General features: G+C 38.5%; 19 protein-coding genes and 1 other annotated feature (1 of these 20 running past the window's edge). Of the genes, 18 read left to right on the forward strand and 1 reads right to left on the reverse strand.

Annotated features, from left to right (window positions below; translation table 11 throughout):
• The first annotated feature begins 9 nt into the window (after positions 1-9).
• Positions 10-468 carry an arginine repressor gene (locus IGI52_RS00350; RefSeq protein WP_016180542.1) on the forward strand — a complete coding sequence of 153 codons (459 nt, stop codon included), beginning with the start codon at positions 10-12 and terminating at the stop codon, positions 466-468.
• Between the two features lie 29 nt (positions 469-497).
• Positions 498-2,168 carry a DNA repair protein RecN gene (gene recN / locus IGI52_RS00355; protein ID WP_016180543.1) on the forward strand — a complete coding sequence of 557 codons (1,671 nt, stop codon included), beginning with the start codon at positions 498-500 and terminating at the stop codon, positions 2,166-2,168.
• Between the two features lie 26 nt (positions 2,169-2,194).
• On the opposite strand, the gene IGI52_RS00360 is transcribed toward recN, so the two are convergent.
• A complete protein-coding gene (locus tag IGI52_RS00360) occupies positions 2,195-2,311 on the reverse strand; it encodes a DUF4044 domain-containing protein (RefSeq protein ID WP_010745911.1) in 117 nt (38 codons plus the stop codon).
• A 228-nt stretch (positions 2,312-2,539) separates the two neighbouring features.
• Between IGI52_RS00360 and IGI52_RS00365 the strand changes: the two genes are divergently transcribed.
• The 16 genes from IGI52_RS00365 to IGI52_RS00440 all read left to right on the forward strand — a co-directional run bounded on the left by IGI52_RS00365 (position 2,540) and on the right by IGI52_RS00440 (position 17,539).
• Positions 2,540-2,911, forward strand: coding sequence for a DUF3397 domain-containing protein (locus tag IGI52_RS00365; protein WP_016180545.1), 372 nt, complete (start codon positions 2,540-2,542; stop codon positions 2,909-2,911).
• Positions 2,912-3,079: 168 nt separating this feature from the next.
• Entirely contained in the window at positions 3,080-3,511 is a 432-nt protein-coding gene (gene mraZ, locus IGI52_RS00370) for a division/cell wall cluster transcriptional repressor MraZ (RefSeq protein ID WP_016180546.1), read from the forward strand.
• Between the two features lie 15 nt (positions 3,512-3,526).
• Complete coding sequence (gene rsmH / locus IGI52_RS00375) at positions 3,527-4,480, forward strand: 16S rRNA (cytosine(1402)-N(4))-methyltransferase RsmH (RefSeq protein ID WP_438780090.1); 954 nt, start codon at positions 3,527-3,529, stop codon at positions 4,478-4,480.
• 5 nt (positions 4,481-4,485) lie between these two features.
• The gene (gene ftsL / locus IGI52_RS00380; RefSeq protein ID WP_137440068.1) at positions 4,486-4,863 is read left to right on the forward strand and encodes a cell division protein FtsL; all 378 of its coding nucleotides are present in this window, start codon (positions 4,486-4,488) and stop codon (positions 4,861-4,863) included.
• Positions 4,864-7,053, forward strand: coding sequence for a penicillin-binding transpeptidase domain-containing protein (locus IGI52_RS00385; RefSeq protein WP_070558415.1), 2,190 nt, complete (start codon positions 4,864-4,866; stop codon positions 7,051-7,053).
• A gap of 16 nt (positions 7,054-7,069) precedes the next feature.
• Positions 7,070-8,032 (forward strand): phospho-N-acetylmuramoyl-pentapeptide-transferase, encoded by a 963-nt coding sequence (gene mraY, locus IGI52_RS00390; RefSeq protein ID WP_438780091.1) that lies wholly within the window; start codon positions 7,070-7,072, stop codon positions 8,030-8,032.
• Positions 8,033-8,045: 13 nt separating this feature from the next.
• Complete coding sequence (gene murD, locus IGI52_RS00395) at positions 8,046-9,410, forward strand: UDP-N-acetylmuramoyl-L-alanine--D-glutamate ligase (protein ID WP_102872563.1); 1,365 nt, start codon at positions 8,046-8,048, stop codon at positions 9,408-9,410.
• 9 nt (positions 9,411-9,419) lie between these two features.
• Entirely contained in the window at positions 9,420-10,511 is a 1,092-nt protein-coding gene (gene murG / locus IGI52_RS00400; RefSeq protein ID WP_137440066.1) for an undecaprenyldiphospho-muramoylpentapeptide beta-N-acetylglucosaminyltransferase, read from the forward strand.
• A gap of 10 nt (positions 10,512-10,521) precedes the next feature.
• Complete coding sequence (locus tag IGI52_RS00405) at positions 10,522-11,631, forward strand: cell division protein FtsQ/DivIB (RefSeq protein ID WP_438780092.1); 1,110 nt, start codon at positions 10,522-10,524, stop codon at positions 11,629-11,631.
• Between the two features lie 165 nt (positions 11,632-11,796).
• Positions 11,797-13,122, forward strand: a complete 1,326-nt coding sequence (gene ftsA / locus IGI52_RS00410; RefSeq protein WP_016180554.1) for a cell division protein FtsA — start codon at positions 11,797-11,799, stop codon at positions 13,120-13,122.
• Between the two features lie 21 nt (positions 13,123-13,143).
• Positions 13,144-14,382 carry a cell division protein FtsZ gene (gene ftsZ, locus IGI52_RS00415; protein ID WP_016180555.1) on the forward strand — a complete coding sequence of 413 codons (1,239 nt, stop codon included), beginning with the start codon at positions 13,144-13,146 and terminating at the stop codon, positions 14,380-14,382.
• Positions 14,383-14,396: 14 nt separating this feature from the next.
• Positions 14,397-15,074: a YggS family pyridoxal phosphate-dependent enzyme gene (locus IGI52_RS00420; protein ID WP_016180556.1), complete on the forward strand. Its 678-nt coding sequence runs from the start codon at positions 14,397-14,399 to the stop codon at positions 15,072-15,074.
• A 9-nt stretch (positions 15,075-15,083) separates the two neighbouring features.
• On the forward strand, positions 15,084-15,728 hold the full coding sequence (locus IGI52_RS00425; RefSeq protein ID WP_016180557.1) for a cell division protein SepF: 645 nt from the start codon (positions 15,084-15,086) through the stop codon (positions 15,726-15,728).
• Positions 15,729-15,741: 13 nt separating this feature from the next.
• Positions 15,742-16,017, forward strand: coding sequence for a YggT family protein (locus IGI52_RS00430; protein WP_016180558.1), 276 nt, complete (start codon positions 15,742-15,744; stop codon positions 16,015-16,017).
• Positions 16,018-16,029: 12 nt separating this feature from the next.
• Positions 16,030-16,812 (forward strand): RNA-binding protein, encoded by a 783-nt coding sequence (locus IGI52_RS00435; RefSeq protein ID WP_016180559.1) that lies wholly within the window; start codon positions 16,030-16,032, stop codon positions 16,810-16,812.
• Between the two features lie 22 nt (positions 16,813-16,834).
• Positions 16,835-17,539, forward strand: a complete 705-nt coding sequence (locus IGI52_RS00440) for a DivIVA domain-containing protein (RefSeq protein WP_016180560.1) — start codon at positions 16,835-16,837, stop codon at positions 17,537-17,539.
• Positions 17,535-17,723: a binding site (T-box leader), on the forward strand; it runs 19 nt beyond the window's last position. It overlaps the preceding gene by 5 nt.

A 17,723-nucleotide genomic window follows, 5' to 3' on the forward strand; every position in this document is an offset into this window, starting at 1 on the left:
GGAGAGGGAATGCGAAAACAAGAACGGCATCGTATCATCACACAGTTACTAAGTGAATATGATGTAAAGAAACAAGAAGATTTTGTGGCGATCCTTGCACAACAAGGAGTGACGGTAACACAGGCCACAATCTCACGTGATATTAAGGAAATGAAACTGATCAAAGTACCAGCACAAAATGGTGGTTATCGCTACAGCATGCCGCGTAAAGAACAAGAAGATGTGAACGAAAAACTTGCTGATTTATTAAAAGAAGCGGTGATATCCGTCGATCAAATGGAGAAATTTGTTAATGTGAAAACATTACCTGGAAATGCTTCGGCGTGTGCAAATTTATTAGAAAAACAATTCACAAAAGTTTTATTTACGACTTTGAATGATGATGACGGCGTTTTGATGATTGCACGGACAGAAGAGGACGCTAGACGTATTAAGCAAGACATCGCTGAAAAAAGTCAAAATAATTAGTATGACTCATTAAAAGGGGAATAGGCAGAATGTTACAGGAATTGACAATTAAAAATTTTGCGATCATTTCTTCGTTACATTTGAGCTTCACTGATGGAATGACTGCGTTAACAGGTGAAACTGGAGCCGGAAAATCGATCATAATTGATGCAGTGAGCTTACTGGCAGGAGCTCGCTCGTCGATTGAATATATTCGCCAAGGCAGTGATAAATGTCTAGTCGAAGGACTTTTTGATTTGCCAAAACAATCGGACTTTCAAGAATTGATGGAAGAGCTTGGAATTGAGGTTGATGAGGCTGGATTGATTGTTCAGCGAGATTTGAATAGTTCAGGAAAAAGTGTGTCACGTGTCAATGGCAGAATCGTAACTCTCGCAAATCTACGTAGAATCGGACAATTTCTAGTAGATATTCAAGGACAAAATGACCATCAAGAACTGATGCATCCAGAATCCCATTTACGTCTTTTAGATAGTTTTGGTGATTCAGCATTTCAAGAAATTAAAACGACCTACCAAATCGCTTACCGAGAGTATGTTACCTTAGCCAAACAGGTTAAGAAATTTAAGCAAAACGAGCAGTCCTTTGTTCAACGGATCGATATGTTGACCTTCCAGCAAGAAGAAATCGGTAACGCTGAACTAACTCTGGGCGAGGAAGAAAAGCTAATGGAAGAACGTGACAAACTCACCAATTATCAAAAAATCGTTGACAGTCTTTCCTATAGCTATCAAGCAATGACGAATGAGGAGACAAGTTCCCTTGACGCTATTGGGTCAGCTAGTCAAGAATTGCAAACAATTGCCTCTCTAGATAAAGATTATGAAAACATTTCTGATAATGTGCATAGCGCATACTATCTTTTGCAAGATGCTGTTAGCGAAATTGGTCGCCAGCTGGATCTGTTAGAGCTTGATGAAGAACGTTTAGATTTGGTTAATGAGCGACTGGAATTGATTCATCAATTGAAACGCAAATATGGTGATTCGATAGAAAGCATTTTGAGCTATTACGAGCGAATAAGCCAAGAGCTTCTAGATTCAGATTTTTCTGGAGATAAATTGGAAAAACTAGAAAAGGAATTAGCAGTTAAAGAAAGTAAATTGCTAAAATTAGCGGAAAAGCTGCGAACAGCTCGACAGGAAATGGCGAAGAAACTGGAAGCGGCTATTCAAACTGAGTTGAAGGATCTTTATATGGAGAATGCCCGTTTTGAAGTACGTTTTAAAGAAGCAGGATTTAGTCCTGAAGGCATTGATGAAGTAGAATTCTTTATTACGACGAATCCTGGTGAACCATTGAAGCCGTTAGTTAAAGTGGCATCAGGTGGAGAAATCTCACGAGTCATGTTGGCGTTGAAGACGATTTTCTCAAAAACACAAGGGTTGACCAGTATTGTGTTTGATGAAGTAGACACGGGGGTCAGTGGTAGAGTGGCTCAGGCGATCGCAGACAAGATTTATCAAATCGGACAAAATTCTCAAGCGCTTTGTATCACCCATTTGCCTCAAGTAGCTGCTAAAGCTGATCATCAGCTGTTTATTCGCAAAGAAGTAGTAGATGGACGAACATTGACTAAAGTGGAGGAGCTAACTGAGCAAGACCGTACAGAAGAAATCGCCCGTATGTTAGCAGGAACTGAAATTACGGATTTAACTGTTAAACATGCAAAGGAATTATTACAGTTAGCAAAAAAATAGCCGGAGCAAATGCTCCGGCTATTTGCTTACATAATACTTAACAGACTACTCAAAACTAATGATCCAATTGTTAAAATTAACATAGTCCAAATAACAACTTTAGTAACTTTAGAAAATGTGCTCGTGGATTTTTTGTTATTCATGATGTCACCATCCCTCAAAAAAACTTCAAAATCATCATACTTCATTTTTCAAAACTCCGCAATCAACCAAAAAAACTTTTAAAAAATACTAAGAAATCTTTTCGCGTCGATATTGCGAATTCAATTGTTAAAACTTGCTAAATCCTTTATATTTTAAATGAATTGAAACACGAATGTAACGATAATGCAGTATAGTGAGGGTAGTAGTTTGAAGAGGAAGGACTGTATTTGTTGGCATCATTTTCACCAATTTTATTGTTATGGTACATTTTCCCGATAATCGTCTTTTTAGCGTCTGATTATATCGTGACAACTTTCAAATTAAAACAACGCTTCAATTTAAAAACACCAGACATTACGATACCATTTTTGATTGTCGGAATGCACGAAATATCAAAAAGTATTAGCACGTTTTCGATTTTACCATATTTTTTATTAACTATTCTATTATTGGGTATTAGCGTAGTCGTCTTCCAAGCCTATCGCTATCGTGAAATCATGTATGGTCGCTTCTTTAAAATGTTTTGGCGCTTAACCTTTTTATTATCATTTTTAGTCTATTTTATTTTGATTATTGTCAGTGTTATTAATGCATTATAAACTAAAAAAACTTTTAAAAAACTCCTGATTATCCGTAAAACCCTTGAAAAAACACAATGGTTAGTAAAGGTCAAAAAAGTGTTATTTTTGTTTTTTACAAAGTGTGGTAGATTGTGGGGGATTGTGGTAGACTAATCTCATGCGGTGGTAAAAAGGGGTGGAGTCTAGATGTTCATGGGCGAATTTCAACATAATATTGATGCGAAAGGTCGTTTGATCGTGCCATCAAAATTACGTGAACAATTAGGCGAGAAATTTGTAGTCACCCGTGGTATGGATGGCTGCTTGTTTGGATACACATTACCCGAATGGAACCAATTAGAGACTAAATTGAATGAGATGCCACTTTCTAAGAAAGATGCGCGTGCATTTGTACGTTTCTTTTACTCCGCAGCAACTGAGTGTGAGATTGATAAGCAAGGACGGATTAATATCCCCGTGTCTTTACGTAATCATGCCTCACTTGAGAAAGAATGCGTGATTATTGGCGTTGCCAATCGGATCGAAATATGGGATCAAGCACGCTGGAATGAATTTACAAAAGAAACTGAAGATAGTTTTGATGACATTGCAGAAACAATGGTCGATTTTGGATTTTAGAGAAGAGGATTATCAATGACAGACTTTCAACATACAACCGTTTTACTTCATGAGACAGTTGATGGTTTAGCAATCAAACCAGACGGTGTTTATGTTGATTGTACATTAGGTGGGGCTGGGCACAGTGAGTATTTACTGAGGCAGTTAAACAATGATGGACATCTTTATGCTTTTGATCAAGATCAAAAGGCAATTGAAAACGCGAAAATTCGTCTAGCTGAATATGTCGCAAAAAAACAAGTGACCTTTGTTAAAGCTAACTTTAGAGAACTTACAGCTGAACTGCAGCGCTTTGGTGTGACAGAAGTTGATGGGATTTTATACGATCTAGGAGTTTCTTCACCTCAATTGGATGAGGCGGAACGTGGATTTAGTTACCACCAAGATGCACCATTAGATATGCGAATGGATCAAGATGCATCATTAAGTGCTTATCAAGTTGTAAATGAATATTCTTACCATGAATTAGTAAAAATTTTCTTCCGCTATGGCGAGGAGAAATTCTCCAAACAGATCGCTCGTTTGATTGAGCGCAGGCGCGAAGTTAAGCCAATTGAAACTACTGGTGAATTAGTAGATTTGATTAAGGAGGCTATTCCAGCTCCAGCACGTCGAAAGGGCGGGCATCCTGCTAAGCGTGTCTTCCAAGCCATTCGCATTGCTGTGAATGATGAATTAGGAGCGATTGAAAGTTCCTTAGAGCAGGCGATCGACATGCTAGCAATTGGTGGAAGAGTGAGTGTCATCACATTTCACTCGTTAGAAGATCGGATCGTAAAAACAATATTTAAAGAATTCAGTGCACCAAAGGATATGCCTCCTGGTTTACCTATGGTACCAGAGGATTTTCAACCGATTTTGAAATTAGTAAATCGAAAACCCATTATTCCTTCTGAAGAGGAATTGCAGGATAATAATCGCGCGAGAAGTGCAAAATTGCGAATCGCTGAGAAAATGAAGAAAGGATAGGAATTATGGCAGAATTAAAAAATAACCAACCGTTTCAATTTGATTCTCAGCAAGAAGAAATTCATCAAACGCCAGATTCTTTTAAAGTCTTCGTTTCTCCTGGTGATCGTTTAAAAAAAATCACGTGGGTAGAAAAATTCGCCGTGTTAGCCTTCTTAGTGATGTTGATTGGCTTATCGGTTGTGATGGTCAATTATCGTAATGAAATCAGCAAAACACAAAATGAAATTACAAGTATTCAAACTGACATTGATGCAAAAGAAAAAACAGCGACACAATTGCAGCAAGAAAAGAGCGAATTGTCTCGTTCTGATCGTCTAAAAGAAATTGCTGAAAAAGCTGGACTTTCAATCAATGACGACAATTTAAGGAAAGTGAAGTAAATGAGCTTTAAAAGGCTAAAAAGAAAAATCCGAAAAAAGAATTTGACTCCGATGAACAATCGCAAAAAAGTAGGCGTTATTTTGTTTGCTACGAGTATTGGATTGTTCTTTTTATTTGCCGTTCGCATGATCTATGTAGTAGCAGGTGGTCACGTAGCTGGAACCTCTTTAAAGGTTAAAACTGAAGAATTATATCATGGTGGTGAGGTAGTAAAAGCCAAACGTGGCACAATCTTTGATCGAAATGGTGAGGTAATTGCCGAAGATGCGACATCTTACTCGATTTACGCGATTCTTTCAGAGAGCTATGTAAATGGAAATGAGAAACTTTATGCTCAAGAAAAGAACTTCGATGATTTAGCTTCTATATTAAACAAGTATTTAGGAATCAAGGAAAAATCAGCCTTAAAGACGCTGAAAAGCGGACTTAACAGTGATGGCACTAGTAAGTATTACCAAGTCGAATTTGGTAATAAAGGTAAAAATATTTCCGAAGAAACGAAACAAAACATCGAGGATGCGATGAAAAAGGATAAGGTTAAAGGACTTTACTTTACAGAGCATACTGATCGGATGTATCCAAACGGAAATTTTGCTTCTCATTTTATTGGATATGCGCAACCTGATAAAAAAGAATCACTAGTTGGCATGATGGGTGTTGAAGCGGCTTATGATGATGTCTTAAAAGGAAAAGATGGAAAAGTAGTTTATCAAAAAGATGAAAATCAACGACCAATTCCAGGAAGTATTGCGGAAGAAAAAAAGGCAGTCAATGGAGAAGACATTTATACTACATTAGATGCGGGGTTGCAAAGTTATTTAGAGACATTAATGGATAAGGTAAGCTCAGAAGCGAAACCTACTGAGATGACTGCCATGTTGATGCAGGCAAAAACAGGAGATATCCTAGCGATGTCTCAGCGTCCAACCTTTAATCCTGAGACCAAAGAAGGTTTGGGAGAAGAAGATGCATGGCGAAATTTCCTAGTGGAAGATAGCTATGAACCAGGGTCAACTATGAAGGTTTTCACTACTTCAGCTGCAGTCAATGAAGGTATCTTTAATGAAAATGAAAGTTACGTTTCAGGAAAGATCCAAGTGGCTGACGCAACTATTAATGACTGGGACTTAGGTAAAAAAGGAATATTAACGATGCGTCAGGCACTTTCTTGGTCAAGTAATGTCGGAATGGTCAAATTGGAAGAGCGGCTAGGAGACCGTTGGCCTGAATATGTGAAACGCTTTGGTTTTGGTCAAAGTACTTATTCTGGGTTGCCAGGCGAAACTAAAGGAACATTGCCAACGAGCAATATCGTTGACCAAGCAATGAGTTCATACGGACAAGCCATTGGCGTAACCAATTTCCAAATGATGCGCGGCTTTACTGCTGTAGCAAATGATGGAAAAATGCTGCAACCTCACTATATTGAAAAAGTCTCCAATCCTGATACAGGGAAAGAGATTATTACGAAACCTGAAGTTGTAGGAGAGCCAATCACAGCAGAAACTGCTCAAAAGGTTCGTGAATATATGCGTGATACTGTTGAAAGTGAAAACTACGGTTCGGCATACGATCAATATAAAGTGCCTGGATACCATATTTCTGCTAAAACAGGTACAGCTCAAATTGCAGAGAATGGAAGATACTTAACGGGAGATACAAATTATATCTATTCGATTGCGTTGATGATTCCTTCAGAAGATCCTGAATATATTTTGTATTTAACCATGAAACAACCACAAGAAAAACAAGAAGGCATTTTGGGTGAAATTGCGAATCCACTATTAAGTCGTGTAATGGAATTTCAAAATACCGAAACAGATTCTTCTGAGGAAGAAAGCAATACGAAGGTTACGGTAGAAGATTACCGAAATCTTTCAACATCCAAAGCAGCAGCAGATGCAAATAAACGTGGATTAACAGCTGTTGTGATTGGTGATGGAGATAAAGTCATCGAACAGTCTGCGAAGCCAGGAGAGAAAGTTATGGCGAACGAGCATCTTATTTTACTAACTAATGGTAAAAAAGAGATGCCGGATGTCCGTGGATGGTCCAAAGCAGATATCTTAAAACTAACAAATCTGTTAGATATTGATGTCAGCTTCAAAGGAGATGGGTACTGTACGAAGCAAAGTATTGCTCCTTATGCAGAGGTCTCGAAAAAGAAATTGAAAATTACGTTAGGTTAGGACTGGAGAGAATAACATGCAACCGGCACAACTATTTATTGCTTTTGCCAGTAGTTTTGCGATTACTGTGGCAGGCATGCCTTTTATAATTGGCTACTTTAGAATGAAAAAACAAGGACAGGAAATTCGTGATGAAGGCCCGAAGTGGCATAATTCAAAAGCCGGTACCCCAACGATGGGTGGTCTTGGCTTTTTAGCTGCTGCTGTAATCACATCAATTTGGTATAGTCTATGGACAGATAAAATGACGACTTCGCTATTAATTTTAGTATTTGTTTTATTACTATATGGAATTATCGGATTTTTAGATGATTTCATTAAGCTGGCGAAAAAGCAAAATGAAGGGTTGACATCAAGGCAAAAATTCATTGCTCAAGTGGTTGTCGCGATTGTTTTTTATGTAATCTATCGAATGGAAGGCTATCCCAATACTTTGAATTTATTCGGCATTGAGTTGCCGCTAAATATTATTTATGGCTTGTTTGTGATTTTTTGGTTGGTAGGTTTTTCAAATGCGGTAAATCTAACAGATGGAATCGATGGGTTGGTATCTGGTTTAGGAACAATTTCATTTGCTACATATGGGATTATTGCTTGGAAACAACAACAGTATGAGGTTTTAATTGTTTGCCTTGCTGTGACGGGCGGACTTGTAGGCTTCTTTCCTTACAATAAAAAACCAGCAAAAATTTTCATGGGTGATGTTGGATCGCTAGCTTTAGGTGGGCTGTTGGCGGCCGTGTCGATTATCTTACATCAAGAGTGGACATTGTTACTAATTGGTTTGGTATATATATTTGAAACAGCAAGCGTGATTATTCAGGTTACTTCCTTTAAAATGACAGGTAAGCGTGTTTTTAAAATGTCGCCATTACATCACCATTTTGAGATGTCTGGCTGGTCAGAGTGGAAAGTAGACACGGTGTTCTGGGCTATCGGGCTCATTGCATCTATCATTGTGTTATTGATCGTACTGTAGGAGATGACTAGAAATGAAACAAATCAAACAATATCAAAACGAAAAAGTATTAGTCTTAGGATTAGCGAAGAGTGGATTTAGTGCGGCCAAGTTGTTGAATGACTTGGGCGCACTTGTTACGGTCAACGACGGAAAACCCTTTGAAGAAAATCCAGAGGCTCAGGGCTTACTGGAACAAGGTGTACGGGTGATTACTGGGCATCATCCGATAGAATTGCTAGATGAAGATTTTTCTTTAATGGTGAAAAATCCTGGTATCCCATATGATAATCCGTTAGTGGCCAAAGCGGAGAAACTGCATATTCCAATCTTGACCGAAGTGGAGTTGGCTTATCAAGTCGCTGAATGTCCAATCGTTGGTATCACTGGTACGAATGGCAAGACGACGACCACCACCATGATCGGTCTATTGTTGAATCAAGAACGTACTGCTGGAAAGGCCCATCTTGCTGGTAATATTGGTTTTCCCGGCAGTGAAGTGGCTGCTAAAGCAACAGCTGAAGATGATATAGTTATGGAATTGTCTAGTTTTCAATTGATGGGAATTGAAACATTTAAGCCACAGATTGCGGTCATTACCAATATTTATGAAGCACATCTAGATTATCACAAAACACGTGAAAATTATGTAGCCGCGAAGTGGTCAATTCAAGAAAACATGACAGCAGATGATTATTTAGTTTTAAACTGGAATTCAGAAGAGTTACAAAAAATGAGCAAGCAAACGAAGGCTCAAGTTGTTCCTTTTTCAACGAAAGAAAAAATTGAAAATGGTGCTTATTTTCTTCATGGCGGTCTATATTACAAGGAAGAGAAAATCATGGATGCTTCTGAACTAGGAGTACCTGGTGCGCATAATATTGAGAATGCCTTGGCGGCGATTGCGGTGGCGAAGTTAAAAGGAGTCTCCAATAATGGGATTCGTACTGCATTGAGTAATTTCCATGGAGTACCTCATCGTACACAATACGTTGCCACAATCAATGGTCGTAAATTTTACAATGACTCTAAAGCGACTAACAGCTTAGCGACAGAAATGGCGCTAAGCGGATTTAATAATGAACAGTTGATTCTGCTGGCTGGTGGATTAGATCGTGGAAATGGATTTGATGAACTGATTCCATCTCTGGAGGGAGTCAAAGCGATTATTCTATTTGGTGAAACGAAAGATAAATTGGCTGAGACGGCTGAACGAGCAGGAATTAGGACGATTATTATGACTTCAAATGTTGAAACGGCTGTTCCTTTAGCCTATGAACAAAGTGAAGTTGGAGATAGTATCTTGTTATCTCCTGCAAATGCAAGCTGGGATCAATATCCTAGTTTTGAAATTCGCGGAGACAAATTTATGCAAGCTGTTAAGCAATTAGAAAAGTAGGGAAATGAAATGAGAATACTTGTTACAGGCGGCGGCACGGGCGGACATATCTATCCAGCCTTAGCATTTATCCGTTACGTACAAAAAATTCAACCTGATTCAGAATTTCTATATGTAGGAACGCATCGAGGGTTGGAAAATAAGATCGTGCCTGAGACAGGCATTTCTTTTAAAACAATCAAAATTCAAGGCTTTAAGCGGAAACTTTCGCTTGATAATATCAAAACAGTCCAATTATTTGTTGAAAGTATCAAACGCTCGAAGGAGATCTTACGAGAGTTTAAACCAGATGTAGTGATTGGTACAGGTGGCTATGTTTCTGGTTCAGTCGTTTATGCAGCAGCACGTATGAAAATTCCTACAATCGTTCACGAACAAAATAGCGTTCCAGGGATTACAAATAAATTTCTTAGCCGCTTCGCTAATCGAGTTGGGATTAGTTTTCCAGATGCTGCACAATATTTTCCAGAGAATAAAACTGTCTTAGTTGGAAATCCGCGAGCCCAAGAAGTGGTGACCAGTGGAAAGTCAGAAGTATTAGAACAATATGGTCTGTTGCCAGACATTCCAACTGTCCTAATTTTTGGCGGAAGCCAAGGGGCACTCAAAATAAATCAGGCGGTCATTCAAGCACTACCTAAATTTTCACAGAAAGAATATCAAGTGCTGTACGCTTCTGGTGATCGTTATTATAATGAGATAGCAGAAAAATTTGATATCGAAAAAATCAATCATAACCTATCGCTTCAGCCGTACATCAAAAATATGACAGACGTTATGGCAAATGTTGATTTATTAATTGGACGTGCAGGCGCAACTTCAATCGCAGAGCTTACAGCTTTAGGTTTGCCAGCTATTCTCATTCCAAGCCCATACGTCACAAATGACCATCAAACGAAAAATGCACAGAGTTTGGTCAATGCTGGGGCTGTCAAAATGATTACGGATGCTGATTTAACTGGGGAAAAATTAGTAGAAGCAGTGGATGAAATCATGGGTGATCCAGAAAAAAAGGCAATGATGGCGAAAGCTTCACGTCAAGAAGGTATCCCAGATGCAGCAGAGCGATTGTGGTCATTAGTTAACGAGATTGTAAAATAGTTTTTTGGAGGTGAGGACCATTAGTCGTGAAGAGTTTCCGGAGGAAAGCAAAGAAAATCAGCAAGTAGAAAAAACAAAGCAAGAGAATTTGACCCCATGGCAGTTAGCGAATATGGAATATTTGAAACAAAAAGCGCTGGAAAAGGGTGAAACTGTTGATCAGGCAGCAACTGCTGAAGAGACAAACGAACTTTCTAACACTGATGGACTTGCCGAAGAAAAATTAGAAGAGCCTGAACAAAAAGATACAATACCTTTAGAATCTGAAATTGAAGAGCCTGAGATGGAGGATGCACCAAGCGGGCCTAAAAATGGATCATTTTTAGAACGATTACCTAATATCAAACATGAGCGCAATCGACGGCTCGTAAAGAGATCCTTGATTTTAATCGGGTTATTTTCAATTCCAGCCTTATTATTATTGTATTACATATCACCACTAGCTAAGTTAGGCGGTGTAAGTATAAAAGGTAATGAGAAGATTTCAACAGAGATAATCGAAAAAGAACTGAATTTTAGCGTGGGTGACAATCTTTGGAGTCAATATTTTGATCGTAAAGATAACGTGAAAAATCTGAAAAAGCAAGAATTGCAAATTGAAAATGCAGAAGTTCACCTAGATGGGATCAATCATTTTGTGGTAGATGTGAAAGAATATCCTGAAGTCGCATACTTAGAAAATGATGGAAAGTATTCTCCTGTCATTTCAAATGGTAAAATTATTCCGATTGAAGTAGAAAAAAGCGATGGTGACCTGCCAATTCTAGAAAGCTTCACCGGATCAAAAAGAATTCTAAAAGTACTTGAAGGCTATAAAAAATTATCTGAAGAGGTTAAACAAGGCATATCCCAGATTAAATATTCCCCAACAAATGAAAACAAGGAATTATTGGAAATTTTCATGAATGATGGGAACAAGGTCTTAGTCAGCATTAACGATTTAGGCAGTAAAATGAAGTATTATCCTCAAATTGCGAAAGAAATGAGTGACAAAGGAATTAAGGGGATCGTAGATATGGAAGCAGGAATTTACAGCTATCCGTATACTGAAAATTCAACTACTGAGGATGCAACACAAAACTCAACAGATCAATCTGGAACCGCTGTTGTAAATGATTAAATTTATTACAAGAAAATGTTGAATCTTCTTTTTCATTCTAGGCAAAATGTGTTAAAATTGAAGGCAGTGAATTACTTGCGAAAAATTATATTTCATGCTTAACAGTAAGTTAAAATATTACATCTGAATAAAGCATTTATTTGAAAATAGGAGGGAATCCCATTCATGGCAAAAGCAGGAATGTATGTAGGCCTTGATATCGGGACAACATCGATCAAAGTTGTTGTTGCCGAGTACATCGATAGCCAAATGAATATCATTGGTGTTGGAAACGCAAAATCAGAAGGAATCAACCGTGGGATTATCGTAGATATCGATAAGACAGTACAGGCGATTCAGCGAGCAGTAAAACAGGCCGAGGAAAAAGCTGGGATTCAGATTAAAAGTGTCAGCGTTGGACTACCTGCTAACTTGTTAGAAGTCGAACCTTGTCAAGGTATGATTGCTGTTAATAATGAGTCAAAAGAGATTATGGATGAAGATGTTCGTAATGTCGCTTCAGCAGCAATGGTTCGTTCAGTTCCTCCTGAAAGACAAATCGTTGCGCTGCTGCCTCAAGAATTTACCGTCGACGGATTTGAAGGCATCAAAGATCCGCGAGGCATGATCGGTGTTCGTCTTGAAATGTTTGGATTAGTATTTACTGGTCCAAAAACGATCATCCATAATATTACAAAATGTGTTGAAAAAGCAGGATTATCGGTTGCTGAAACAGTAATTACATCCTTAGCTTTAACAGAATCTATTTTATCTGATGGTGAAAAGGATTTTGGCACGATTGTGATTGATATGGGTGGTGGACAAACCACGACGGCAGTTATGCATGATAAACAGTTGAAATTCACACATGTGGATCAAGAAGGTGGGGAATTTGTTACAAAGGATATCTCCATCGTTTTAAATACTTCTTTTAATAATGCTGAGGCATTGAAAATCAATTATGGAGACGCTTATCCAAGCCGGACATCTGCTGACGAAGATTTTCCAGTTGATGTCATTGGAAAAACAGATCCAGTTAAAGTTGATGAACGATATCTGGCTGAAATTATCGAAGCACGGTTGGAACAAATATTCCGTAAAGCCAAAGATGCTTTAGATGAAATCGAAGCACTTGATTTACCAGGTGGTGTTGTCCTGACCGGTGGCGCAGCAAGTTTACCAGGTGTGGTTGATTTAGCGGAAGACATTTTTGGAACCACAGTTAAATTGCATGTACCGAATCAAATGGGCTTGAGAAATCCAGTCTTTACAAATGTCATCAGTATCGTCAATTATTCAGCTGAATTGAGTGATGTCTATCATTTGGCAAAATCAGCGGTTACAGGTGAAAAAGTTTCACTATCTGCTTCACCACAAACCAACGCTGTTTCAACAGCACCTGTGTATGACGATTACGAAGCATCAAATGATTATGAAGAAGAAACAAAGCCAAAAAATGAAGAAAAAGTAACCGGGAAGATTAAAGACTTCTTCTCTAATATTTTTGATTAATTTGTAGGAGGAATAGAAAACATGGAATTCTCAATAGATAACAATATTAACGAAGGTGCTGTTATTAAAGTTATCGGTGTTGGCGGTGGCGGTGGCAATGCTATCAACCGTATGATCGAGGAAAACGTTAAAGGCGTTGAATTCATCGCATCAAACACTGATGTTCAAGCACTCAAAAACTCAAAAGCAGAAACAGTTATTCAATTAGGCCCTAAATATACTCGTGGTTTGGGTGCAGGTTCGCAACCAGAAGTTGGTCAAAAATCAGCTGAAGAAAGCGAACAAGCTATTCGTGACGCATTAGAAGGTGCAGATATGGTCTTCATCACAGCTGGAATGGGCGGAGGTACTGGTACTGGGGCTGCTCCGATTGTGGCGAAGATTGCAAAAGATCTCGGTGCTTTAACTGTCGGCGTCGTTACACGTCCATTCAGCTTTGAAGGACCAAAACGCGGACGTTTCGCAGCAGAAGGGATTTCAGCGTTAAAGGAAAATGTTGATACTTTATTGATCATCTCAAACAATCGCCTGCTAGAAGTAGTTGACAAGAAAACGCCAATGCTTGAAGCATTCCGTGAAGCAGATAACGTTTTGCGTCAAGGTGTTCAAGGTATCTCAGATTTAATCACAGCACCTGGTTACGTGAACTTGGACTTTGCTGATGTGAAAACTGTAATGGCAAATCAAGGGACTGCTTTAATGGGGATCGGCGTTGCAAGTGGCGAAGATCGTGTCGTTGAAGCAACGAAAAAAGCGATTTCCTCTCCATTGCTAGAAACATCTATTGATGGTGCAGAACAAGTTCTATTAAATATCACTGGTGGATTAGATATGACTTTATTTGAAGCACAAGATGCTTCTGACATTGTTGCAAGCGCAGCAACAGGGGATGTTAATATTATCTTAGGTACATCAATTAGCGAAGAATTAGGCGATGAAATCCGCGTTACAGTAATTGCGACAGGAATCGATCCAACAAAAAAGGAGCGTAAGGCTACACGTAATACACAACGTGCTAGTCAAATCCAATCAGTTCCACAAAAACAAAATTTAGATATTGAACCTGCAAGAAGCAACGATGGTCAGTCTGCTTTTGGTGAATGGGATATCCGCAAGGAAGAAAATATCCGTCCTAAAGTTGAAGATACACAATTTGATAACATCGAAAAGAAAGAATTCGAAACATTCAATCGTGAAGAAGTAAAACCTGAAAAAGACGAAGAACTAGATACACCACCATTCTTTCGCCGTAGAAAATAAAAGGGGGAGAGCACATGATCGCTGAAAACTTGCATAGAATTGAGCAAGAGATTCAGGAGTCGTGTGCTCTTGCTTCACGTAACCCAGAGGAAATTACTATGGTTGCGGTGACAAAGAGTGTCGACTCCATGACCGCAAACGAACTCGTTGAACTAGGTGTGACGGATTTAGCAGAAAATCGAGTAGATAAATTGCTGGATAAAAAGCGAAGTCTTTCAAACTATCAGCAGATCAAATGGCATCTCATTGGTAATTTACAGCGTCGCAAGGTAAAATTGATTATAAATGAAATTGATTACTTTCATGCGTTAGACAGTTTACGGTTGGCACAAGAAATACAAAAGCGTGCTGAACATCAAATAAAATGTTTTATTGAAGTAAATGTTTCCGGAGAAGAATCAAAGCATGGTATTAGGCCGAGTGACCTTCAATCCTTTATTAAAGAATTAGAGGGATTAGAGAAAATTCAGGTGATCGGATTAATGACTATGGCGCCATATGAGGCAACTGAGTTAGAGATTCGGAATGTTTTTTCTACTTTGAAACAGCTTCAAGAAAGTGTGAAGGAACAAGACTTGCAATATGCGCCATGCACAGAATTGAGCATGGGAATGAGCCAAGACTTCAAAACGGCAATTGAAGAAGGTGCTACTTTTGTTCGAATCGGAACGGCACTATTTAAGAAAGGTTAGGTAAAGTTAATGGGAATTAGTCTAGCAAAGATCACTGATTTTTTTGGTTTAGCAGATGACGATATGTATGAAGAAGCAGCGACACCTGCTCCAAAGAAGCAGGTTAGCCGCCCAGTAAGCGCACCTTTGAAGAAAGAACGCGTGGCAACACGTCCTACGTATCAAAAGCAGGAACGTTCTCCGGAACGTCAAAAAGAAAGAATACAGCAGGAACGGGTCAGCCAACCAGTCGCAGAACCTCAGACAAATCGCAGAGCTGAAACTGTGGCAAAAAGGGCAGAAAGCATGGCGAAGAAAAGCGAAAAAGTCGTGTCAATGCCTAACAATAATAATCGAGCGCAACGACTTACACCAAGAACAGAAGAAAAAAGAAAAGACCGTATTTCAGTAGTAGAACCAAGGGCCTATAATGAAGCAATGACAATAGCTAAACGAGTAGGTCAAGGTGAGGTAGTCTTAATTAATTTTCAATCTTTGGATGAAATGAGAGCGCGTCGTGTGGTCGATTTTCTAACTGGTGCAGTCTTTATGATTGATGGTGATATTAAACGCGTTGGAAATGAAATGTTTTTATGTACGCCAACAAATGTTGAAATTACCAACTCTACGTTGAGCTCCATGGTTGATGAAGATATTTACGGATTAGAAATGTAAAGGAGCCGCATAGTTGAATCTACTTATTACACTTTTTTATTATTTAAATCGACTAGTTTATCTTTATACGATTCTTTTAGTCGTTTATGCATTAATGTCATGGTTTCCTGGTGCTTACCAGTCTAAATTTGGTCAACTATTAGGTCGAATTTGTGAACCGTTTCTTGATTTATTTCGACGTTTGCCTTTGCAATTTGGCGGAATCGATTTTTCTGTAATGGCAGCGATTTTAGCATTAAATATTGCGATGGAGGTTCTACAAAGAATTTTGTATAGTATTATCTACTAAGGAGGTGGCAATATGAATGCAAATGTCTATCAACATTTTAGACCTGAAGAGCATCCATTTGTTGACAGTGTTGGCGATTGGCTAGAACAAGTTGAAAGCCAATACGCTCCTTATCTGACGAATTTTTTAGATCCTCGGCAAGCCTATATCTTGGAGACGTTAATTCGCGAAAATAGTGAATTGAAATTTTCATTTTATGGCGGCTATGAGCATGCTGAACGGTGTCGTTGCATGATTTATCCCGAGTATTATGAACCGCAAACCGACGACTTTGAGCTTGTGATGATTGAAATTAATTATCCGAAAAAATTTACTGAACTTTCACATGGGAAAATATTAGGAACATTAATGAATGCTGGAATTAAGCGTGATTATTTTGGGGATATTATTTCTGATGGTGATCGCTGGCAAATTTTTTTAGCGAAAGAATCGGCTAATTATATCGTAGGTCAGGTAACTAAAATTGGTCGTGTAACCGTCCATCTAGAGGAACGTCCGTATACGGATATCATTATTCCAAAAGATAGTTGGGTTGAGGAAACAACGACCGCCACATCCATGCGATTAGATGCGATTATTTCAACTGTTTATAATATTTCACGACAGCGTTCAAAGCAATTAGTTGAAGCCAGTAAAGTAAAAGTGAACTGGTCGGTCAATGAGCGTCCAGATTATTTACTTGATTTATTAGATGTCGTTTCAGTTCGTGGGTTTGGGCGAATTCAGATCCAAGGTTTAGAAGGAAAAACAAAGAAAGAAAAATTCCGTTTGCGCTTAGGCGTTTTACGAAAATAAATTTTATGAGGTGAGCAAAAAAATGGCATTAACTCCATTAGATATTCAAAACAAAAATTTCTCCACTAAGATGCGTGGATATAACCAAGACGAAGTCGATGATTTTTTAGATATGATTGTTCGCGACTATGAGGACAGCATCGCTAAGAATCGTGAATTAGAAAAAGCATTGAAACATTCAGAAGAAAAACTAGAGTATTTCAATGAATTGAAAGAAGCGTTGAACCAATCAATCGTCGTGGCACAAGATACTGCCGATAAAGTGAAATCTTCAGCAAGTAAAGAATCTGAAGTTATTGTGACTTCTGCGCAAAATCGTGCGGATGAATTAATTTCTAATGCGATGCAAAAGGCAAACTTATTAACAACGACTGCAGAAGATAAGGCTAAAGAAATTTTAACAGATGCTACTTCCAAAGCTCGTCAATTGGCTGCTGAAACAAATGATTTAAAGAAGAAGACACGTGTCTTCCATCAACAATTACTATTATTGTTAGAAACTCAAATCGATCAAGCACGCAGCGGCGACTGGGAAGAAGTTTTGAAACCAATGTCTTCATATGTTGGTGATGGTCATGAGGTATTGAAGGAAGTTTTAGCAAATGAACTTGACAATGATACTGAGAATGCAGTAGACTCAGGTGAATCCATTGTTCTTGAGGAGCCTCAAGAAGATATGGGCTTGACAATTGATATTCCTGAATTGATTAAATCAGACGAAGAATAGAAATCTAGAACAGAAAAGCTAGTTAGATTCTTATTAGCGAGCCGATGATAGTGGAAGATCGGCAGACCCTCTAATTAGAAAGATCCTCTGGATTATTCGGTTATGAATTAAAAGTAATAATCGACGTGTCATTGCGTTAACGATGATTAGAGGAAACTTTAGGTTTCAAATTTGGGTGGTACCA

This window comes from Enterococcus sp. DIV0187 (genome assembly GCF_051713785.1).
GTDB classification, from domain to species: Bacteria; Bacillota; Bacilli; order Lactobacillales; family Enterococcaceae; genus Enterococcus_A; species Enterococcus_A avium.